We start from the raw sequence: 21,432 nt of genomic DNA, 5'->3' as shown, positions 1-21,432 counted from the left end.
TGGTTTTGAAAATCCATTTTTTTAATTTTTAAGTCAAAAGGACTGACTTTGTAATTCGATTTTTAAAAGAAAATGGGATATAAAAATAAGATTAAAAATAAATAATTAGGCCTTATTTTGTTTAAAAATTGAAACTGGCTTTTTAGTTTTTTAATTAAAATGTAGCATAAATTATCAATCTTCGAAAGGCGTAAATAGATGGCACAACAGGAAAATACGCATCTATTCTTTTTTTGAATTCGGTTGTTAATGCTGTAAATGCTTCTTCTCCTAATCTTTCTTGATAAACCGTCAACGCAGAACCTGAAATGAAATCAAAAAAATCATCTTTTTTATTAGAAATTATAGGATAAACTTTTTCATAAAGAACTAAATCCTTGCCGCCATTTTCGAATAAGATTTTAGCATATTCATCTAAAGTTAATACTGGAGAAGGACGCGTCCAGTTTTTGAGATATGAAGCAAAAGGTTCTTCTTGCACCAATTGTAAAAGTATTTTGTTTAGAATGTTCTCATTTTGCTGTGGCATCTGAACTGCGAGCTGTCCGCCTGGATTTATGCGAGAAATAATTTTCGGAAAAAGTTCGGTATGATTATCAATCCATTGCAATGCTGCGTTCGAAAAAATTAAATCAAATTTGGTTTCATCTTCAATTTGTTCTAAAACTGTTTTTTCTTTAAATTCAAGATTTTCTTGTACTGGAGCTTTTGCCAGCATTTCAGCAGAATTGTCAATACCAAGAACAAACGGATTGGTAAGCATTTGATGCAATTTTTGGGTCAATTCACCCGTTCCGCATCCAAGATCTATAACTTTTAGATTGGGCTTGTCAATAATATGACTTGTAAGATCATCAAAAGGTTTAGAACGTTCTGCTTTAAATTCGTTGTATTTTTTCGGATCCCAAGTCATGATATATGTTTTTATTTAAAGTTAGGGAAAATTTCTAATGCTTCAAAACCAAAGGTAGAGATTGTTGCATTTGCTTAAATGTTCCCGTAATGATAGGGTTTCTTTAAGTTATATGTTGGATAAGAGCATAAAAAAAACTGCAAAATATTTTTTGCAGTTTTTAAGTTTTAATAATTAAATTTAATTAGATGTCTCAAGTGGTCCCAAGGTTACGACGGTTGCAGTTGCTGGAGGACAGCCGTTATTAAAGTAAAATGTAGCAGTGCATGCGATGTCCGGCGAACATTCTTGATTTCTAAATGGTAAATTTATTTTGTTATTGGTTAGAATGTATGGATATGTTAATGTGCCTTGACTTTGGTTGTATAAACTGCTTGGATTGGTAACTGTAAATTTAGTTCCATCTGACAAGCTTAAATCTATTTTAGTAATATGTTCCCAAGTAATTTTACAATTATTACTAGTAGGAATTGATATTTCTAGACTTCCCCCTGCACTTCCTGTGCCGCTTCCTCTACAAATATACGATGCAGAAAGAACTGGTGTGCAACAATCAAGTTTTACAACATTTACGATTGATTGACAAAATAATGCCCCGTCCCCAGTTCCTCCAGCGGTAATTTGACCTCCTGTAAAACTATTTGAATATTTAACTGTTATTGTTGATCCGGTATTTGAAAGTAATTGAATGTTTACTGGATCGTTTGTACTCCATTGAATATTACTTGGTGTTCCAGTAGTATTAGTATAAGTATATGTTACCTGTGAGCCTGGAAAAACTTCAGAAGTTTCAGGGATTGATATTGTTGGACTTACAATACCACAAGTAGTTTGTATTGCTTTGCTTGTTGGGGAATTAGTTTTGGATTCTTCTATAGAAGTTTTTGCTGTTTGTTTGTCGCTTTCATCACTTGTGCAGGCAAGAAAAGTTGCACTTGTTATCAGTAAAATGAAAGTAATGCTTAGATAAATTTTTAAATTTTTCATGATTTTTTATTTCCCGTTTGCAAAATAATTGCCTTTAAAGACGAAAACTTTAGGTACTAGATTTGGGTTAATTTGTTCCGCCTTTCAGATTTTAACTTCAGATTTTGCAATCCGCTCAATAAATTTATTTACAGTTATATCGAAGTACCTGAAATTACTATTGAAACGTTAGGTTAAATTTCTGATATTTAATATTGACAAAATATTCTATATTATGATTGCTGAATATTTTATTAATGCATTTTTCTGTTTTACTCAAAAATATGTAAATTAAATATTACAACATTACGTAAAACCGTAAGTGGTATGTTTTTTTTCTTTTCTTTTAAATTAATCAGTTAATATTAAGATTTCAGAAAAAAGTATATCTTTAGCCAACCTAAACCAATAAAAATGCAAGAAAACGACCAAGAACATTTTAAAAGAGAACTCGGACTCTTAGACGGAACCATGCTTGTGGTTGGCTCTATGATCGGATCCGGGATATTTATCGTAAGCGCCGATATCGCCAGACAAGTAGGCTCGGCAGGATGGCTTACCTTAATCTGGCTTTTGTCTGGATTTATTACCGTTGTCGCTGCGGTTAGCTATGGCGAATTGAGCGCGATGTTTCCGAAAGCAGGAGGACAATATGTTTACCTAAAAGAAGCTTATAATAAACTGATTGCTTTTCTATACGGATGGAGCTTTTTTGCAGTTATTCAAACCGGAACCATTGCAGCAGTAGGAGTGGCTTTCTCAAAATTTGCAGCTTATTTGTATGAGCCTTTAAGCGATGAAAATATTCTTTACGAACTGGGTGCTTTTAAACTGAATGCAGCTCAGCTAGTTTCAATTTTAACCATCATCATTCTGACTTTCATTAATAGCCGTGGAGTGAAAAACGGAAAAATTCTGCAAACCGTTTTAACAATAATTAAAATTTTATCGCTGCTAGGATTAGTTGTTTTTGGACTAACGCTTGCCGCGAAAGCTTCAATTTGGGATGCAAACTGGGTAGACGGATGGAGTACAAAAACATTTGATAAAGAAAGCGGATCATGGTTGCCAATTAGCGGAACTGCTTTGATTTCTGGAATTTCAGCAGCAATGGTTGGATCATTATTTTCTAGTGATGCTTGGAATGGTGTGACTTTTATTGCAGGAGAAATTAAAAATCCGAAACGAAATGTTGGTCTTAGTTTGTTTCTAGGAACTTTCATAGTAACTTCTCTTTATGTAGTGACAAATCTTATGTATTTGGCTGTAGTTCCGTTTGATGAAATTGCAACAGCAAAATTTGACCGTGTTGCAGTTGTGGCCTCAGATTATATTTTTGGAAATATCGGAGCGTTGATTATCGCGATTATGATTATGATTTCGACATTTGCGTGTAACAACGGATTAATTATGGCGGGAGCAAGAGTATATTATACAATGGCAAAAGACGGTTTGTTTTTCAAAAAAGCAGCTGTTTTAAATAGTTCGAGCGTTCCAGCTTGGGCACTTTGGGCGCAATGTATTTGGGCTTCGGCTTTGTGCTTGACAGGAAAATATGGTGATTTGCTGGATTTTGTAATTATTATCGTATTGATTTTTTACATTCTGACAATCTACGGAATTTTTATTCTTAGAAAAAAAATGCCAGATGCAGAAAGACCGTATAAAGCATTCGGATACCCATTTTTACCAATGCTATATATTGTTGTAGCCTCGGCGATTTGTATTTCGCTATTAATTACAAAATTTTCTACCTGCGGCTGGGGAGTATTAATTATGTTAACTGGAATCCCAGTTTACTATTTAACAAAACCAAGCGAATAATATTTTTAGTTTTAATTGAAATAAAAAAAGCATCTTGATTTTTCAAGATGCTTTTTTTGCTTTATAGGTTTTAAGAATTAGATAAATCATTAGTAATTCTTTCTTCGGTAGGTCTTAGAAAAAGAAGATAAACAATGAGAAGGATTCCGAATATAATAAATTCGGGTTTAATGAATAATATCAAGAAAGCGGCGCCTTCAAGAACTGCCCATCGCATAATGGAAGCAGTTTGATAAATTGGCAGTTTGTCTTCAAGTTTTAATTTCGGATCAATCTGTTTTAATTGTGCTTTGAATAAGATGCTGCTCAAAACAAAGGCAAGAACAGGAATAATAAGATATAGTATTGAATTTGAATCAATAGCAGGAATATTTAGTGTTTCTAAAGAAATATTTCCTATAATGAAATATGCGATAATTGTTCCAGCGCAAATGCCAAGATGGATGATTTGTAAAGTTTTGATTTTTTCTGTCATAATTTGGTTTAGATTTGAGGTTGATTATGCAAGTTAACGCTATTATTTTCAAATAAATAATTTAGGTGCTTGATTTTCATTAAGGTATGGATGCAAACAAAAAAAAGACACTATAATTAGTGTCTTTTAAATGTAAATAATCGCTGTAAACTCGGGTTATATTTCTACCGGTTCATCAACAGATTTTATAGTTGAATTAATAATAGACAAAGTAAGCGGATCGGTTTCTCCAGAAAAGAAAGCATCCAGAATTTCTTGAAATATCGGATTTGCATTTTCTACCAAAGAGAATAAAGTCATGCAAGAACGCAATTTTCGGGCATCTAAATCGCCAAAAATCCCATCAGCAGATTTCATTTTAAAGGTTAATAGCAATTCTGAAATTTCAATTAAATGTTTTCCTAAAATAGGATGTTCCAAATAATGTGTAGCTTCTTTTAAATCGTTAATGGCATAAAGATTTGCAGTATCACTTTTACCCAATCCTTTAATTTGAGGAAAAATAAACCACATCCAATGCGTCTCTTTTTTCCCTTTTCCGATTTCAGAAAGAGCAGTAAGATAGAGTTTGTTCTGCGCATCTAAGAAGCGCGCTAAATCGTTGTTTGAATAAGCCATTACGGTATTATATTTTTTTAAAAGGTTGCAAAAATAGTAAAAAAGGAAGGTTCAGCCTAATAAAACATTCATACAATCAGTATTTTAACTTTTTTCGACAGAATTTTCCTCGTAGAGATTGAGCTAATAAATCAGCTAGTTTTTAGTTCTGAATGCATTACGTATTACGTTGCGTTTGCCTAAATGTTAAATTTATTCTGGGCAAAACTTTGCGTGCTGTTTTGGGTACATGATGCTGCCAAAAGCTATTCGTAGTTCCTGCCATTAATAAGAAAGAACCATGATGAAGCGGAATTTCTACTAGCGGAATATCCTTTCTGAATTTGTGGCGAAGTTTGAACATTCGGGTTTCTCCAAAAGTGACAGATGCTATAACTGGATCTTTACCGCACTTGTCTTCTCGGTCGCTGTGCCAGCCAACGCCATCTTTTCCGTTTCGGTATAAATTTAACAGAAGACTGTTAAAATCAAGCTGTGTTTCTTTCTCTACACGACTTCTTATCTTTAACAATTCATACGTCCAATCTGGTCCGTTTGGATCAGCTCCTGCATTATCTTTATCTTCATACCAGGCAATCATTCTAGGAACAGTATAGGTTTTATCATAAATTTCCATTTCATATTCTCTCCATTTGGTCTTGCGAAGTATCCTTTCATAAAAAGAATCTGATTCTTCTTTGCTGAAGAAATTTTCAATCAGAATTAATTCGCAATCTGGAAGATCAAATATTTTTTTACCTCCGTGTCCAGTGGTAAATAATTCGGTGTCGCTAAATAGTGTCATAATTTTGATTTTTACAGCTCTATTTTTCTCTAATTTGATTTTAGACCAAGAAATGTTTTTTAAAGAATACTTTTCTAGGATGCTTTTCTGCATAAGAAAAAATCAATTGCTCTATATATTGGTTGCTTTTGTAAGGTGTAACATAGTTTTTTACATCCAAAGGCTCGTGAATCGAAACATCTGAAGGAAGATATCCCATACCATAAAAATGCCCATTTTCAATCCAAATGCAGCTGCGTTCTTCTTTTGATTTTCCTTTGTCAATAATGGCAAAAGTAGGCCTGTTGTTTAACAGATAATCAATGGCGTTATCGACTTGTGCATTATGCATTATGACATCAGGCAGACTTTGCACATTATTATTGTAGAAAAATTCTCCTTCTTCAGATCTTGAATATTTACAGAAGCGATGATCAATTCCAAAACGTTCAGCTAGACTTCGAAGCAAATTAATGCCTTCATGCAAACTGCTAAATTCATGAATGCAAACCTGAAATTTACTCACTTTTCCAATGGCAAGATATTTATAGCCATTTCGCGCTTCGTATTGATAAATGCCAAATTTAGCTTCAAAACGCTTTAAAGCTCTATTATAAGTTGGCCAGAGTTTTTTGATTTCGGTACATTCTAAAAGAAGTGCCATTAATTCGGTAGCGCAGACTTCAAAAGAGATTCCGTGAATATCCCTTAAAAAATGCTGTCTTTGCGGATTGATGTTGTTTCCTGTAAAATGTGATGTTACTCGTTTTTTTAAATTAATTGCCTTTCCAACATAAATCACTTTTTTTGCCTGATTATAAAAATAATACACGCCTGGTTTATCTGGCAGATTATTAAAATCATCTGGCGGAAGGTTAGGAGGCAAGCGCTGATCTTGTGCTGTTTTCTTGATCATTTTTTCTATTTCTCCAGCATCATCCCATTCTAATAAAAGAGAAAACAATAAGGCAGTAGCATCTGCATCTCCGCCCGCGCGGTGTCGGTTTTCTAAATTGATATTTAAAGAATTGCAAAGATTTCCTAAACTGTAAGAACCCAATCCTGGTTTGATTTTTCTGGCTGCACGAACGGTACAAAGTTTTTTGGCAGACCATTTAAAACCTGCCTGTTCCAGCTGATGATGAACGAATGAGTAATCGAAGTTAACATTGTGAGCAACGAAAATACGGTCAGTAAGCATTTCTAATACTTTTTCTGAAATATCATCAAAGATTGGTGCATTGGCAACCATTTCGTTATTAATACCTGTCAATCCAAAAATAGAAGGAGGAATGTCCTGTTGAGGATTTACAAGTGTTTCGTAACGATCCAGCACATTTTTGCCATCATGAATAATGATCGCAATTTCTGTAATGCGGCTGCCACTGGCATTTCCGCCTGTGGTTTCAATATCGACTATAGCATATTCCGTATTTTTCATCTTTATATAACGTAAGTTGTTCTTTAGTTATTTAAAATTTAACACATAGGTTAAAGTTAAAATGGCGTCTCTACAAGCTAAAAATTATCTCTCTATGTGTTAAATTGGGATACTCATTTAAAATTTCATTCGATGCCTTGGCAGATTAATTTCATGTCCTTGCGGATAAGGCTTTCTGTGCGTAAGGCTTATATCTTCTTTAATTTGATTCTGTGTTTTATATTGGTCTTTCGAATCCATATAACGGGGATCTGGAATAAAAGGCATTTTGGCCATTTTGGTTATTGTAATAGTTGGAAAATGATAATCGACTTCAACATTTCCTAATAATAGATAACAGCCGCCGCCCTGAAAAGGGTATTCTGCCAGACTATCAGGAAAATGTGCTGTATCAAAATAAGTTCCTTCATAATCGATCCAAGTTCCAAAATACATAGATCCCTTTTTTGTTGGCACATGTTTTCTAGAAATTAAATAAGCTAGCATTTTTACTTGTCTTTTATGGTATTTCACTAAATCTTTAGCCATGATATTGCCACGATATTTGGTCTGTAAAAGATCAAAAACGGTACAGGAAACAGGAAAACTCAACAATTCGATTTCGTCAAAAGCATCTTCAAAAACAGAGCGTTCCAATGTTGGAAGTTTGTATTCTTTGACAGGCTCTTGTAAAAGTTTTAGATTTCTATTTTCGGGTTTAAAATTGTTTAAAAGCAAACTGGCGCTTATCAAAAGCTGATTTTTTGTTTTTCCTGTAAAACGAAATGCACCAATGAAAATCAGAACTTTAACGCCTTCAATTCCTATTGGAATCCGATTTATGAAATCTTCCAAAGAAAGATATTCGCCATTTTTTCCTCTTTCCGATTCGATTAAATGTGCAATTTTGGATTCCAGACTTTGAATGTGCATAAAACCAAGGTAAATATCAGTGCCGTACAAAGTAGTCTGATATTCGCTTTTATTAACACACGGATTATGAATTGTTCCGCCAGACATTCTCGCTTCGTGCACATAAACTTCGGTTCTATAAAATCCGCCTTGATTGTTGATTACGGCTGTCATAAATTCAACAGGATAATTAACTTTCAAATACAAACTTTGATAACTTTCAACAGCATAAGAAGCCGAGTGTGCTTTACAGAAAGAATAACCCGCAAAAGATTCAATCTGACGATAAATTTCCTGACTTAATGCTAATGGATGACCTTTTTGAGCACAACTGGCAAAGAAATTATCTTTTACTTTCTGTAAGGCTTCCAAAGATCTTCCTTTTCCAGACATGGCACGTCGCAAAATATCACCGTCAGGAGCGGGAAGTCCGCCATAATGCTGGGCGATTTTAATTACATCTTCCTGATACACCATAATGCCGTACGTTTCACCAAGATGTTCCCTGAAAACTTCATGGAAATACTCAAACTGCGTTGGGTTATTATGACGAAAAATATATTCTTTCATCATTCCCGATTGTGCAACGCCCGGACGAATGATGGACGATGCTGCGACGAGAATTTTATAATTGTCACAATTTAAACGACGCAGTAAACCGCGCATAGCGGGACTTTCAATATAAAAACAGCCAATTGTATCTCCTTTTGCTAAATATGAATTGCAAACAGCTTCGTCTTTAGAAATCGAAGTGTCACGAATGTTAACTTTTATACCCCGATTTTTTTCAATCAGTTTTACACTGTCATCAATATGTCCGATACCACGTTGACTTAGAATATCGAATTTATCAAAACCGATTTCTTCGGCAATATGCATATCAAAAAGTACAATTGGAAAACCTTTTGGAGGCATTTCGAGAGGAGTATAATTTGTAATCGGTTCTTCAGAAATTAGAATTCCACACGCATGCATGCTTCGCTGATTAGGATATTTACCCATCATTTGTCCGTATTCCTGAACCAGTCTTACTATTTTATTGGTTGGATGAAGTTCTTCTGGATTTTTTGCCAGAAGATCTAATTCTTCTTTCGGAAGGCCAAAAACTTTTCCGACTTCTCTAAAAATAGAACGGTATTTGAATTCGACATTCGTACCGCAGAAAGCAACATGATCTTTACCGTATTTCTCGAAGATGTATTCTAAAATTACATTGCGTTCCTGCCAGCTCCAGTCGATATCAAAATCCGGTGGCGTTTTTCTGTTTAAGTTTAGAAAACGTTCAAAATATAAATCTAATTCGATAGGGCAGATATCTGTAATTCCCAAACAATAAGCAATAATACTGTTGGCACCACTTCCGCGACCAATGTGCATAAAACCTTGGCTATTGCTATATTGAATAATATCCCAAGTAATTAAAAAATAACCGCTGAATTCTAATTCGTCAATTACTTTCAATTCTTTTTCCACACGAGCTTTTGCTTCAATATTTTCGTTTCCGTACCGTTTTTCAAATCCTTCCCAAGCCAATTCGGTCAATTTTTCTAAATCTTGCTGACGGTTTTGAGTATAGAACTTTTTATTTCTTTTAGCCGAAAAGTCATATTGAAAATTACAATCGTCAATGATACGCTGTGTATTCAAAATGATTTCAGGATATTTTTCATAGAATGGCAGAATAGATTCTACAGGTTTCATCACATCAGAAACTTTACAATAATCAGCTTCTGTAAGTTTTGATAAAATAATATTCGTATCAATAGCACGAAGAACTTTATGCAGATTGTATTCTTTTTTAGTTCTAAAAGTTACAGGCTGCAAAATCACCATTTTGGAGATTTTATTTTTATGTTTTGAAGTCAGAAGACCCGAAATTTCTTCAGGACGAACTCCGATAAATTCATTTTCAAAAAGCTTTTCAGGAGCATTTTCTAAAGTATAAATCACAAATGCTGATTCGAATTTTGGAGCACGCAAAGGCAGAGTTTCTCCGCTGAAATTATGTTCCGTTAAGAATCGATTCATTTCGGCCAAACCTTCTGCATTTTGCGCTAAACCAATATATAGGAATTCGTGATTACATCGAAATTCCATTCCCACCAAAGGTTTAATTTCTTTTTCCTGACAAGCTTTTATAAAATCGTAAATTCCGGTAACAGTGTTAATATCTGTTAATGCCATTGCTTTTATACCGCACGAAACAGCTTCGTCAATCAATTCCTTAAGCGGAATCGTGCCGTAGCGCAATGAATGATATGAATGGCAATTAAGATACATTATTTGATACGTTTTAAGATTTCGTCTTTAGTATTCGGTTTGAAATGGGCTCCAGCACAGCGCATTACGGCATCAAAACCGTAACGGTTTTTCATTTTATCCATAGCGGCATAAAGCGCAAGCATTTCTTGAGTATCTTCAAAAAGATCAATTTGATACGTTCCGCGAACCAATCCGCTAAAGCGAACGCCAATCAAACGAAGACGCATGCGGCGCTGGTAAACTTTCTCAAAAAGTTCTATTACATTTTTAGTCAGAACATGATCGGCAGAGGTATAAGCCACTCTACATTGTTTAGTTTCGGTATCAAAATTGGCATAACGAATTTTAACCGTAACAGTTGAAGTCAGCCATTGTTCTGCACGAAGCTGAAAAGCCAGTTTTTCGACCATTCCTAATAATATTCTTCTGAGTTTTGTAAGATCAATTGTGTCTTGAGAGAAAGTATGTTCTGTCGAAATGGATTTTCTTTCGCTGTAAGACTCTACAGGCGTATGATCAATTCCGTTAGCTTTTTTCCAGAGTTCTATACCATTTTTACCTATCATTTGCTGTAAAACCTCAACAGGCATTTCGGCTAAAGTCTGAATTTTACGCACACCAATTCGAGATAAAAGCTGAAAAGTCACAGCTCCCACCATTGGTATTTTTTGAATTGAAAGCGGATTTAAAAATGTTTGCACTTTATGTTCCGGAATTTCAAGATTTCCTTTTGGTTTGCCTTCCCCAGTAGCAATTTTAGAAACTGTTTTATTAATAGACAATGAAAAGCTAATAGGAAGTCCAGTTTCTTTAATTACTTTTTGTGCCAGTTCGTTTGTCCATTTATAACTTCCGTGAAAGCGATCCATTCCAGTAATATCCAAATAAAATTCGTCGACACTGGCTTTTTCTAAAACAGGCGCTTTTTCCTGAAGAATTTCGGTAACATCATGAGACAATTGCGAATATAATTCCATGTCGCCTTTCATCACTTTTGCGTCTGGACAAAGTTTTAATGCCATACGAATCGGCATGGCAGAACGGACTCCAAATTTGCGAGCTTCATACGAACAAGATGCCACAACGCCTCGGTCGCCTCCGCCAATAATAAGCGGAATTCCGTTGAGTTCTGAGTTGGTGCGTCTTTCACAGGATACAAAAAAGGTATCCAAATCCATATGTACAATTGCCCGTGCCATTTTTTCCTTTTGTTTTTGTATGAAACAAAATTAGCACAGATTAGAACATTTTTAGTATATTTGCTGTTCCAAATTATAACAAATTAATTATGTCCTTATTTTCAGACAACATCAGAGCATTAAGGGTTAAGCATAAAATATCACAAGAAAAATTAGCTGAAAACCTTAGCATTACAAGAGGAAGATACGTGAAATACGAAGATGGAACTTCGGAAGCGCCGTATGACATTTTAAAGAAAATTGCATTATATTTTCATATGAGTATTGACTTGATATTATCTGTCGATATACGTAAAATTGATGTGCAAAATTTGATAAAACTAGAAGGCAATCGACTTATTTTGCCAATTCAAGTGGATAGTTTTGGAGAAAATTATATCGAAATTGTATCTCAAAAAGCAAAAGCCGGTTACCTCAACGGATATGCTGATCCAGAATATATCGAAAGTTTACAGCAGATTACACTTCCGTTTTTAGGCCCTGGAAAACACCGCGGATTTCCAGTTGAAGGCGATTCAATGCCTCCACACGAAGATGGTTCCATTATTATTGGCCGTTACGTAGAAAAGCTGGGAGAGGTTATGGATGGCAAAACCTATATTTTGATTACTAAGAATGAAGGAATAGTATATAAACGTCTCAATAAAAACAAAAAGAATAGTTTGGTTTTAGAATCTGATAACAGTTTTTATCCAAATTATGAAGTGAAAGCTTCTGAAATTTTGGAGATTTGGGAATACGAATGTAACATTGGCCGTTCGGATAAAAAACAAGAAACGACAGAAACGGGTGCAATGAAAGATTTGCTTTTAGAATTGAAAAGAGAAGTTCGAGAGATTAAAAATAATACTTCGAATACATAAAAAAGAGTTTTTGCCACGAAGGCACTAAGACACAAAGCTATTCAAAAAAAGATAAATAAACTTTGTGTCTTAGTGCCTTTGTGGCAAAAAAAACTAAAAAACTTTCGCAAAACCCAATCCATATTGCTGTCCATTATAAAAAGGCATAATCATAGAGGTTGATTTGTTTTCAGAATCTGACTTGAATAATTTTTTAGTGATATAAGGATTGATCCAATAAGCGATTTTGGTACTCAAAATTCCAATTCCCGCTCCAGCCGCAACATCAGTCAACCAATGGCGATTGTTGTAAATTCTAAAAAGTCCGGTTCCTGTTGCAACGGCATAACCTGCAATTCCGTACCAAATCGATTTGTCTTTATATTCTTGATATAAAAATTCGGCTCCAGCAAAAGCAGTTGCAGTATGTCCAGAAGGGAAGGAGTTGTTTGAACTTCCATCAGGCCTTTCTTCATGTACAATAGATTTTAAGCTCAAAACAGTCGTTGCCATAATAATATACGAAGTTGCAAATATGACCGAACGATCACGCATATTATTTTTCCCTTCTACGCCAAAAGCATTCAAAGCATAAACAGATGCTGCAGGTGCGTATTGAGAGAAGTCATCAATTGTAATTTTTTCGTCAATGTCTTCTTTAACTTCTGCTCTTATCTGGCGATTGAAGCTTAAAAGTTGATCATTTCCAATTCCAATTACGCCGTACCCAATCAAAACTGATGGAATAATTAGCTGTTTGTAATTGAATTTCAAATTATTTGACGTGCTGTCAATTTTTGCAATGGAATCATTTTGCTGCGCATTAGCAGAAAATAATACGAACAGGAATACGAGGGAAATCGTTTTGCGGAACATTGTTTTTGGTGTTATGTTTTGCAATAGTAACGAATGTTTAAGTCTGGTATTTTGAACTTAATTGAACCTTAAGTGAACTTTAATTTGTTGGTTTTAAATTGCGTAATTGTATTAAGATTGACTAAATAAGAGTCTTATTTTATTTTCCTTTTTTCAGGATTTTGATGATTGTCCCAAAAAGATAATATTTCTATTTGATTGTTCTTAATCTCATAAAAAATTAAGTAGATTTTCATTGGAATAACACGAGTGATTTTATTAGAAGTAAGTCTTCCTATAAACTCATTATTAGAAAGAGTTTCTAATAAATCTTCAACCTCTTCAAGAATTTTTAGGCTGTAAGCAGAATTTCCATTCTTGAAAACATAAAACTCAAGAACATTAGAAAATTCAAGTTTAGCAAGATCAGACCAGATTATTTCTTTTTTAGCCATTCTCTCATCTCTGAAATTACATCTTCATTTTTATGAAACTCTCCTTTTTGTATCTGATTTCGGCTTGTTTCGATAGAAGATTGTTGCTCAGCATTTAATTCGTACAATGACTGTTCTGAAGAATCAAAAATAGTTTGAAGTGCTTTTAAAAAATTCATGTCTTTAGAATCTCTAATTCTAGAAATCAAATTTTCTTTTATTTGCGCTGTCATGTCCATATCAAATTCTTTTAATACTCAAAATTAAAGATTTATTTTCAAAATACTGTTAAATAATTTATACTTTCAACGAAAACCAAAATGTACTTCCCAAACCTAAATTACTCTCTACGCCAACGCTTCCATTTTGAGCTTCAATAAATTCTTTACTAATCGCTAATCCCAATCCCGTTCCCGATTTCTGACTGCCTGGAACTTGAAAATATTTGTCAAAAACCTTGTCTTTGTATCTTGTATCAATTCCTTTTCCAGTATCAATTACCTGAAAAACCATTTGATTATTTTCTTCTTTTAATTTGATGAGAATCGTACTTTTTTCAGATGAATATCTAATGGCATTTGATAAATAATTAATTAAAACCCAGCCTGTTTTTTCGGCATCAGCTTTTACGCTTTTGAGGTTCTCATCAGCATCAACAACTAATTGGATCTGTTTTTGATCTGCCTGAACTTTTACAGCTTCTACAGCATATCTTACAATTTCGTGCGGATTGCTTTTTCCAATATTCAACTGAATATTTCCCGTTTCCAATTGCGATAAATTCAGCAATTCGCCTGTAATTTTCAACAATCGCTGACTGTCGTCTTTAATGCTTTCAACCAATTGTTTCTGATCATCGTTCATATCTCCTGTTTTTCCATTTTCAAGCAATTGTAAACTTAGTTTTATAGAAGCAATCGGCGTTTTTAATTCGTGAGAAACGGTGGCAATGAAATTGGTTTTAGCAAAATCCAGTTCTTTAAAAAGCGTAATATTTCGAAGAATAATGACATCGCCAATATTAATTTCTTTTTCTTCGCCCGTTGGCGTTATCGTGATATTATGAATTTCTTTTTCGAAATAACTTTCTTTTCCGTGAGCAAAAATTTTGAGAGGTTGTTTTTTCGGAGTTTCACTTTCTTTCAGAATCAAAGAACGAATCAAATCATTAGAAATTGCCAATTCAGATGCTGGTTTTCCAATAATATCTTCCGATTTTAGACCAATAATTTTCAGTGCTTCATCATTCACAAACAAAACAATTCCTTCATTATCCAAACCAATAATAGGATCGTTCATATTATTAATCAAGGTTTCCAGTCGCTTTTTTTCAAATAGAAGTTTATAAACATTGCTGTCATGATATTCTTCAAGCTTTTGCGCCATTGTATTGAAAGATTTTGCAAGATCTCCAAATTCGCTATGACTTGTAAAATGAACGCGTTCGGAATAATTTTTATTGGCAATTTCCTTAATGCTCAGTGTTAATTCTTTAATTGGATTGGCAATATTATTCGGAAGATTAATCAATAAATTAAAAGCAATCAGAAAGCATAAACTTCCCACAATGGCAATTGAAAGATTAGCCGTTTCAGCCGATTGTTTAGCAATGTCGCTTTTCTGTTTTATGGCATCCAGATTTAGCTTCATAATTGCAAAAATATCCTGACGAATCTGTGTTTTTACAGTTTCGTTGGAGTTGTTTTTGTCCAAAAGAGCAAAACTGGCTTTAAGCTTTTCGGTAGCTTGTTTTTCGCCTGGTTCCGTAATATTTTGAGTCTGCTTTTCGAGATTCTCCTCAAAACTCTGAATCGTTTCTTTTGAACCGGATTTCATTTCGTCCAAAGCCAAAATCATATTTCTGGAATATTCCAGCGTATTGTAATTGGATTTCAAAATATTTTCAGTGTCCTGCTTAATCAAAAAAACAGAATAAGCACTCACTAACGAGAGAATGATGATCATTAAAAATAACAATCCAACACCCAGATTCAATTTGGTTTTAATTCTCATTTTATAAAACATTTAGTTTTTTTTGAACCATATAAGTTATATAAGAAAATGTTAGTTTTTTGAACCGCAAAGGGCGCAAAGGTTTCGCAAAGTTCGCTAGATTTTTTGCTCGCAAAGTCGCAAGGACGCAAAGTTTTTTAATTTAATCTTTGTGTGCTTTGCGCAAAACTTTGCGCCCTTTGCGGTTAAATTAAGCAGCCTCGTTTAAATGAACTGATATAACTTATATGGTTTAAAAATTTTTCACGACAGAATAACAAGATCTACATTTGATAAAGACAATTTGTTTAGCAAACGTCTGAAAATTGTTGTAGACAAAATTACTTTAAACAAATTAAAATGCGGTTTTCCGATGCACACAGTTGTAATTTGTTTTTCTTCTACCGTTGTCAAAATAGCATTTGTAATATTTGAATTTTCCAATTTAATAACCTCTGCGCCCAATTGTACAGCGAGTTTAAAGTTATTAATTAAATGTCTTTGTTTATCAAGTGCAATTCTTGTACTACTTTCTTTAGGAGTTTCTACATACAAAACATACCAAGAGCCGTTGTAATAACTTGCCAATCGAGCGGCTTTTCTAATAATGATTTTAGCAGTTTTTTCATTACTGCTAATGCAAGCCAACAATTTTTCATGCCGTAAAGCATGCAGATTCGGAACTTCGCTTTCTACTTTTCGCACAACCTGACTTGCGACTTCTTTCAAAGCCAATTCACGCAATTGCAGAATCTGTTCCGATTTAAAAAAATTAGCCAAAGCTGTTGGAATTTTATCTGACGTATAAATTTTTCCTTCTTTTAAACGCGCAATTAAATCCTCTGAAGTCAAATCGATATTTACGACTTCATCTGCCAGACGCAGAACATTATCAGGAATTCGCTCCTGAACATCAATATTTGTGATTCGTTTTACATCTTCGTTTAAACTTTCAATATGCTGAATATTCACAGCTGAAATTACATTAATTCCAGCGTCTAAAATCTCTAGAACATCCTGCCAGCGTTTTTCATTTTTGCTTCCTTCAACATTGGTATGCGCCAATTCATCAACAATAACAACTTCCGGACGAAGATTAATAATGGCTTGTACATCAAGTTCTTCAAGCTGTTTTCCTTTATAAAAAATTGTTCGCCTTGGAATAATAGGAAGGCCAGCTAATAATTCATGTGTTTCCTTCCGCATATGCGTTTCGATGTAGCCGATTTTGACATCGATTCCGTTTTTCAATAACGAATGCGCTTCCTGAAGCATACGAAAAGTTTTGCCCACACCAGCACTCATTCCAATGTAGATTTTAAACTTTCCCTTTCGGGATTTTTGAATCAAATCCAGAAAATGCTGTGCGTTGTTTTCGTTTTCTTCTTTCATGTTTTTTTTGCCACGAAGGCGCTAAGTCACAAAGTTTTTATTTTTTTTAGCCACAGATTTCACAGATTAAAGTGATTTTTTTCAGCCACGAATTACACGAATTGCACAAATTTTTATTTTAAAAATGGCATAAACGTTAAAGTAATTAATTCGTGAAAATTTGTGCAATTCGTGGCAAATGACTCAACACAAAGAATCCTTTTAATCTGTGTAATCTGTGGCAAGAAAATTTTCCTAGAAACTGATTGCCAAAGAAGTTGTCACAAAGGTATTTGTATCTGTTGGCTGATTATTTTTGGTAAAAATTTCATCTTTGCTAGATAGATTTCTGGCTTCAATTCTAAACATAACATTATCAGTAACTAAGTAATCAAAGTTAGCTGAAAATCCGTAAGTTTTAAATCCGTTTGGAGTTTCAGTTGCGATAATTACACCTTTTTCATCACTGTAATATTCTCCACGTGCTGCAAGCTGAATTTTATCAGTCGGTTTGTATTGCAGAATCAAAACAGGAGAGAACCAAACATCATATTTTTCGCTTCCTTTAGCCGATTGCTGAGAACCAATATCAAAACCAGTTGTCAAATTCACTTTTTCTGCTACTTTAAATTGTCCATAAAAATTATTGAAGTAACGCCACTTTTTATCAATATCGGGCTGTTCATTTCCAATATACGTACTCCAATTCAAAATCACTCTGTCCGAAGGTTTGTATGTAACCTGCGTTCCAAAAGCAGGCGTTTGGTTTCCTTCAATTTTCTGAATTCGCTGCCAGCCGTTCAAATACATGGCTGCCAAATACCATTTTCCAGAATCAGAAGTATAACCAATTTTTACTCCAGTTTCATAATAAGGAGAATTCTCTGCCAGAATGCTTCGGGTTAAATTGGCGCAATCTTTTCCAATCGCGCTTTCAAAACCAATATGCGAAGGCATTATTCCGGCATCAATCCATAAATCATGTTTTTGCGAAATCTTCACGCCAACATTCGCTTCATAAACATTCTGCAGTAAATCCTGTTCAGCCGACATATTATATTGTGCATAAGTTCCCGCCATCAGCGCCAAATTTGCTCGGACATTTCCCTTCGAATAATTCACTTTTGCCAAACCTAAATTCAGGTTCACTTCATTGCTTCGGTTATAATTATAAAAAAAGCCCGGTTTTGTATGATTTTCCGGTTTCCCGAAATCATAACTATAATAAACGTCTACATATCCAGAAAACGTAAACGGACTTTTAGATTCTTCTTGTGCATGTAAATTGCTAAAACCAAAAGCGATTAAAGCAGTAAGTATTATTTTTTTCATTTTTTGGGTATTCAATTATTTATTTAGTAGATTTTTTTAGGAGCTAATCCCGCTATCCGTTTCAATCTTTTGCTTTTTAAAGAAAAAAGCAAAAGGATTTCCACTACTATCGGGGCTAGGACATTTGGGGTAAAAAGGCGTTTTCGTTTTCGTTTTTTTCCATCTAGTTTGTCATTTCGACGGAGGAGAAATCTCCACAAGAAACTCCGTATAGAAATTCGCCAATCTTTGTTGAGCTACTTGCAGAGATCCCTCGTTCCTCGGGATGACAAACTACACGATTACTTTACGATAATAGTTGATGCCGATTCATACCTAACAGGTTTCGGAAACCTGTTAGGAAAAAAAACTTAGAATCTCAGTATCTTAGAACCTTAGCAACTTAGAGCTTTAGCGAAGCTGATCCAGCGCCACATTCAATTCCAAAACATTCACAGTTTCAGGACCAACAACAGCCGAGTTAATTTTAGATTCTACCAAAGCTTTTACTTTTGCTTCAGCCAAATTTCTTTCTTTAGCAATACGTTTCACCTGAATCAAAGCGCCTTGCGGAGAAACATTCGGATCTAAACCACTTCCTGAGGCCGTAACCATATCAGCTGGAATATCAGATTTTTTCAAATAAGGATGAACCAATAAAAGCGTATCAATTCTTTTTTGAACCAAAGCCAAATATTCAGCATTGCTTGGCCCTTTGTTGCTTCCAGCACTTCCTGCAGCGTTGTAATCTACAGCCGAAGGTCTTCCCCAGAAATAATTAGATTTATCGAACTTTTGTCCAATTTTTTGATAGCCAACAACTTTTCCGTTAACCGAAATAGTTTCTCCTTTTCCTTGGTTTGGAGCAATTTGTGCGATTCCGTAAATCGCAAGAGGATAAATAACTGCAAATAAGATTAAAGTAACGGCAGTAAGTTTTATGAGTGAAAATATAGTTTTCATTTTTTTTATTTTTAAGATTCTGAGTTGCTAAGTTTCTAAGCTGCTAAGAAAAAAAACTTAGAATCTTAGTAGCTTAGTGTCTTAGTAACTTCTATTTACATAAATAGCGCAACAACTAAATCAATTATTTTTATACCGATAAACGGAACAATCAATCCGCCTAAACCATAAATCAAAAGATTGCGTTTTAAAATGGCACTTGCCCCAATCGGACGGTATTCAACACCTTTCAATGCAAGCGGAATCAAAATCGGAATGATAATCGCATTGAAAATCACAGCCGATAAAATAGCACTTTCTGGACTGTGGAGATGCATAATATTTAAACCTTGAAGCGCAGGAATCGCAGTAATAAACAGCGCAGGAACAATGGCAAAATATTTTGCAACGTCATTGGCTATTGAGAAAGTAGTCAAAGTTCCTCTAGTCATTAAAAGCTGTTTTCCAATTTCAACAATCTCAATTAACTTGGTTGGGTCATTGTCAAGATCGACCATATTTCCAGCTTCTTTTGCAGCTTGAGTTCCGCTGTTCATGGCAACTCCAACATTTGCTTGCGCAAGGGCAGGAGCGTCGTTTGTTCCGTCTCCCATCATCGCAACCAATCTTCCTTCAGCTTGTTCTTTTCGGATATAGTTCATTTTATCCTCAGGTTTTGCTTCAGCGATAAAATCATCAACACCAGCCTTTTCAGCAATAAACTTAGCTGTAAGCGGATTATCACCCGTAACCATAACCGTTTTGATTCCCATTCGGCGTAAGCGTTCAAAACGTTCTTTCATTCCGGTTTTGATAATATCCTGTAATTCGATTACACCTTGAATTTCGTTGTTTTTGATTACTACTAAAGGCGTTCCTCCATTAGACGAAATTGAAATTACTTGTTGTGCTGTATCTTCTGGAAAAGAATTTCCAGCTTGTTGAGCAATATTCCTTGCAGCATCTTGTGCACCTTTTCTAATATTAGTTCCGTCTTTTAATACTACTCCAGAAGTTCTGGTTTCGGCAGTAAACTTGATAGTGTGCGCGATGTCAGAAGTAGTTTGTAAAAACGAGGCTTTCGTTTCACTTTTCACATCAATCATTTCACTTAACTCGAGAATACTTTTTCCTTCAGGTGTATCATCGGCAAGCGAACTCAAAACTGCTGATTTAACGAAATCATCAAAAGAAATTCCTTTTGTTGGGTAAAAATTGGTTGCTTTTCTGTTTCCAATTGTGATTGTTCCGGTTTTATCCAAAAGCAAAACATCAATATCGCCAGCAGTTTCAACAGCTTTACCAGATTTTGTAATTACGTTGGCACGTAAAGCTCTGTCCATTCCGGCAATACCAATCGCAGAAAGTAAACCTCCAATTGTTGTTGGAATTAAACACACAAACAAAGCAATAAAAGCAGCGATTGTAATAGGAGCGTTGGCATAATCGGCAAACGGTTTTAGCGTAACACAAACAATCACGAAGATTAAGGTAAAAGCCGCTAGTAAAATCGTCAAAGCAATTTCGTTTGGCGTTTTCTGACGGCTTGCACCTTCAACCAAAGCAATCATTTTATCTAAAAAGCTTTCGCCAGGTTCAGAAGTTACTTTTACTTTGATTTTATCAGATAATACTTTTGTCCCTCCAGTTACCGAAGATTTATCTCCGCCAGCTTCACGAATTACTGGAGCACTTTCTCCCGTGATGGCACTTTCGTCTATTGTTGCCAAACCTTCGATAATTTCTCCGTCAGCGGCAATTAAATCCCCCGCTTCGCAAATGAAAATATCGTCTTTTTTTAATGCCGAAGAGCTCACGTTTTTAATTTCGCCGTTAGGCAGAATTTGTCTTGCCGGAGTTTCTTCACGGGTTTTTCTTAAACTGTCAGCTTGTGCTTTTCCTCGAGCTTCGGCAATCGCTTCGGCGAAATTGGCAAACAAAAGCGTTGCAAGTAAAATTAAAAAAACAATGAAATTGTAAACAAAACTGCCCTGATCGTTAGCGCCCATTAAGATCGAAACGCAAACGGCAAACATAATCGCAGTTCCGATTTCTACGGTAAACATTACCGGATTTTTTACCATCATTTTTGGATTCAGCTTCACAAAAGACTGCAATAAGGCTTCTTTTACCTGTTTGCTTTCAAATAATGATGTGGATTTATTAGTTGTCATTTTTTTATATTATTTGGTTGACTTTTTTCTAAACACATAGAAACATAGATTTTACTTCGAGATAAAGACGTTTCACTTGCATTAATACACATAGCTATGTGTTAGAAACTAGTTTCTTTTGGTTTTCTTTTTTTAGTAAAGAAAAAACTATGTCTCTAT

At 34.7% G+C, this 21,432-nt stretch carries 18 protein-coding genes; 2 read left to right on the top strand and 16 right to left on the bottom strand.

The window, feature by feature from the left end; translation table 11 throughout:
* Positions 1–154: 154 nt before the first annotated feature.
* On the bottom strand, positions 155–913 hold the full coding sequence (locus NU08_RS05700) for a methyltransferase domain-containing protein (RefSeq protein WP_129746248.1): 759 nt from the start codon (positions 911–913) through the stop codon (positions 155–157).
* Between the two features lie 180 nt (positions 914–1,093).
* Positions 1,094–1,900: a hypothetical protein gene (locus tag NU08_RS05695; RefSeq protein WP_129746247.1), complete on the bottom strand. Its 807-nt coding sequence runs from the start codon at positions 1,898–1,900 to the stop codon at positions 1,094–1,096.
* 393 nt (positions 1,901–2,293) lie between these two features.
* Between NU08_RS05695 and NU08_RS05690 the strand changes: the two genes are divergently transcribed.
* Positions 2,294–3,703, top strand: a complete 1,410-nt coding sequence (locus NU08_RS05690; RefSeq protein ID WP_129746246.1) for an APC family permease — start codon at positions 2,294–2,296, stop codon at positions 3,701–3,703.
* Between the two features lie 70 nt (positions 3,704–3,773).
* Here the strand turns inward: NU08_RS05690 and NU08_RS05685 are convergent, their stop codons facing one another.
* The 6 genes from NU08_RS05685 to dinB form a co-directional block, all read right to left on the bottom strand.
* On the bottom strand, positions 3,774–4,178 hold the full coding sequence (locus NU08_RS05685; RefSeq protein ID WP_129746245.1) for an MFS transporter: 405 nt from the start codon (positions 4,176–4,178) through the stop codon (positions 3,774–3,776).
* Between the two features lie 156 nt (positions 4,179–4,334).
* A complete protein-coding gene (locus tag NU08_RS05680; protein WP_129746244.1) occupies positions 4,335–4,796 on the bottom strand; it encodes a DUF1810 domain-containing protein in 462 nt (153 codons plus the stop codon).
* A gap of 157 nt (positions 4,797–4,953) precedes the next feature.
* Positions 4,954–5,580, bottom strand: a complete 627-nt coding sequence (locus tag NU08_RS05675) for an alpha-ketoglutarate-dependent dioxygenase AlkB family protein (protein ID WP_129746243.1) — start codon at positions 5,578–5,580, stop codon at positions 4,954–4,956.
* Between the two features lie 40 nt (positions 5,581–5,620).
* Positions 5,621–7,000 carry an exonuclease domain-containing protein gene (locus NU08_RS05670; RefSeq protein WP_129746242.1) on the bottom strand — a complete coding sequence of 460 codons (1,380 nt, stop codon included), beginning with the start codon at positions 6,998–7,000 and terminating at the stop codon, positions 5,621–5,623.
* Between the two features lie 117 nt (positions 7,001–7,117).
* Positions 7,118–10,171: a DNA polymerase III subunit alpha gene (locus NU08_RS05665; protein WP_129746241.1), complete on the bottom strand. Its 3,054-nt coding sequence runs from the start codon at positions 10,169–10,171 to the stop codon at positions 7,118–7,120.
* The gene (dinB, locus tag NU08_RS05660; protein ID WP_129746240.1) at positions 10,171–11,352 is read right to left on the bottom strand and encodes a DNA polymerase IV; all 1,182 of its coding nucleotides are present in this window, start codon (positions 11,350–11,352) and stop codon (positions 10,171–10,173) included. The genes NU08_RS05665 and dinB overlap by 1 nt, the downstream gene beginning before the upstream one ends.
* 89 nt (positions 11,353–11,441) lie before the next feature.
* Between dinB and NU08_RS05655 the strand changes: the two genes are divergently transcribed.
* Positions 11,442–12,215 carry an XRE family transcriptional regulator gene (locus tag NU08_RS05655; protein ID WP_008466879.1) on the top strand — a complete coding sequence of 258 codons (774 nt, stop codon included), beginning with the start codon at positions 11,442–11,444 and terminating at the stop codon, positions 12,213–12,215.
* Positions 12,216–12,308: 93 nt separating this feature from the next.
* Here NU08_RS05655 and NU08_RS05650 read toward each other — a convergent pair whose 3' ends face one another.
* From NU08_RS05650 to kdpB, 8 genes are all read right to left on the bottom strand, one after another.
* The gene (locus NU08_RS05650) at positions 12,309–13,070 is read right to left on the bottom strand and encodes a phosphatase PAP2 family protein (RefSeq protein ID WP_129746239.1); all 762 of its coding nucleotides are present in this window, start codon (positions 13,068–13,070) and stop codon (positions 12,309–12,311) included.
* Positions 13,071–13,204: 134 nt separating this feature from the next.
* The gene (locus NU08_RS05645) at positions 13,205–13,504 is read right to left on the bottom strand and encodes a type II toxin-antitoxin system RelE/ParE family toxin (RefSeq protein ID WP_129746238.1); all 300 of its coding nucleotides are present in this window, start codon (positions 13,502–13,504) and stop codon (positions 13,205–13,207) included.
* Entirely contained in the window at positions 13,486–13,722 is a 237-nt protein-coding gene (locus NU08_RS05640; RefSeq protein ID WP_129746237.1) for a hypothetical protein, read from the bottom strand. Before NU08_RS05640 ends, NU08_RS05645 begins: the two co-directional genes overlap by 19 nt.
* Positions 13,723–13,780: 58 nt before the next feature.
* Positions 13,781–15,496, bottom strand: a complete 1,716-nt coding sequence (locus NU08_RS05635; RefSeq protein ID WP_129746236.1) for a sensor histidine kinase — start codon at positions 15,494–15,496, stop codon at positions 13,781–13,783.
* Positions 15,497–15,739: 243 nt separating this feature from the next.
* Complete coding sequence (locus tag NU08_RS05630) at positions 15,740–16,867, bottom strand: sensor protein KdpD (RefSeq protein ID WP_129746235.1); 1,128 nt, start codon at positions 16,865–16,867, stop codon at positions 15,740–15,742.
* Between the two features lie 234 nt (positions 16,868–17,101).
* Positions 17,102–18,178 (bottom strand): porin, encoded by a 1,077-nt coding sequence (locus tag NU08_RS05625; RefSeq protein ID WP_129746234.1) that lies wholly within the window; start codon positions 18,176–18,178, stop codon positions 17,102–17,104.
* A 390-nt stretch (positions 18,179–18,568) separates the two neighbouring features.
* Positions 18,569–19,120 (bottom strand): K(+)-transporting ATPase subunit C, encoded by a 552-nt coding sequence (locus tag NU08_RS05620; RefSeq protein WP_129746233.1) that lies wholly within the window; start codon positions 19,118–19,120, stop codon positions 18,569–18,571.
* 95 nt (positions 19,121–19,215) lie between these two features.
* Complete coding sequence (gene kdpB / locus NU08_RS05615; RefSeq protein ID WP_129746232.1) at positions 19,216–21,273, bottom strand: potassium-transporting ATPase subunit KdpB; 2,058 nt, start codon at positions 21,271–21,273, stop codon at positions 19,216–19,218.
* Positions 21,274–21,432: the final 159 nt, after the last annotated feature.

Origin of the sequence: Flavobacterium anhuiense, assembly GCF_004151235.1 — a bacterium.
Lineage (GTDB): Bacteria > Bacteroidota > Bacteroidia > Flavobacteriales > Flavobacteriaceae > Flavobacterium > Flavobacterium anhuiense_A.
This window is presented reverse-complemented; position numbering and strand designations above follow the sequence as displayed.

Bases quoted from the DNA above. Each gene is read 5' to 3' on its own strand.
- NU08_RS05700 (WP_129746248.1), bottom strand. From the start codon at position 913: ATGACTTGGGATCCGAAAAAATACAACGAATTTAAAGCAGAACGTTCT.
- NU08_RS05695 (WP_129746247.1), bottom strand. From the start codon at position 1,900: ATGAAAAATTTAAAAATTTATCTAAGCATTACTTTCATTTTACTGATA.
- NU08_RS05690 (WP_129746246.1), top strand. From the start codon at position 2,294: ATGCAAGAAAACGACCAAGAACATTTTAAAAGAGAACTCGGACTCTTA.
- NU08_RS05685 (WP_129746245.1), bottom strand. From the start codon at position 4,178: ATGACAGAAAAAATCAAAACTTTACAAATCATCCATCTTGGCATTTGC.
- NU08_RS05680 (WP_129746244.1), bottom strand. From the start codon at position 4,796: ATGGCTTATTCAAACAACGATTTAGCGCGCTTCTTAGATGCGCAGAAC.
- NU08_RS05675 (WP_129746243.1), bottom strand. From the start codon at position 5,580: ATGACACTATTTAGCGACACCGAATTATTTACCACTGGACACGGAGGT.
- NU08_RS05670 (WP_129746242.1), bottom strand. From the start codon at position 7,000: ATGAAAAATACGGAATATGCTATAGTCGATATTGAAACCACAGGCGGA.
- NU08_RS05665 (WP_129746241.1), bottom strand. From the start codon at position 10,171: ATGTATCTTAATTGCCATTCATATCATTCATTGCGCTACGGCACGATT.
- dinB (WP_129746240.1), bottom strand. From the start codon at position 11,352: ATGGCACGGGCAATTGTACATATGGATTTGGATACCTTTTTTGTATCC.
- NU08_RS05655 (WP_008466879.1), top strand. From the start codon at position 11,442: ATGTCCTTATTTTCAGACAACATCAGAGCATTAAGGGTTAAGCATAAA.
- NU08_RS05650 (WP_129746239.1), bottom strand. From the start codon at position 13,070: ATGTTCCGCAAAACGATTTCCCTCGTATTCCTGTTCGTATTATTTTCT.
- NU08_RS05645 (WP_129746238.1), bottom strand. From the start codon at position 13,504: ATGGCTAAAAAAGAAATAATCTGGTCTGATCTTGCTAAACTTGAATTT.
- NU08_RS05640 (WP_129746237.1), bottom strand. From the start codon at position 13,722: ATGGACATGACAGCGCAAATAAAAGAAAATTTGATTTCTAGAATTAGA.
- NU08_RS05635 (WP_129746236.1), bottom strand. From the start codon at position 15,496: ATGAGAATTAAAACCAAATTGAATCTGGGTGTTGGATTGTTATTTTTA.
- NU08_RS05630 (WP_129746235.1), bottom strand. From the start codon at position 16,867: ATGAAAGAAGAAAACGAAAACAACGCACAGCATTTTCTGGATTTGATT.
- NU08_RS05625 (WP_129746234.1), bottom strand. From the start codon at position 18,178: ATGAAAAAAATAATACTTACTGCTTTAATCGCTTTTGGTTTTAGCAAT.
- NU08_RS05620 (WP_129746233.1), bottom strand. From the start codon at position 19,120: ATGAAAACTATATTTTCACTCATAAAACTTACTGCCGTTACTTTAATC.
- kdpB (WP_129746232.1), bottom strand. From the start codon at position 21,273: ATGACAACTAATAAATCCACATCATTATTTGAAAGCAAACAGGTAAAA.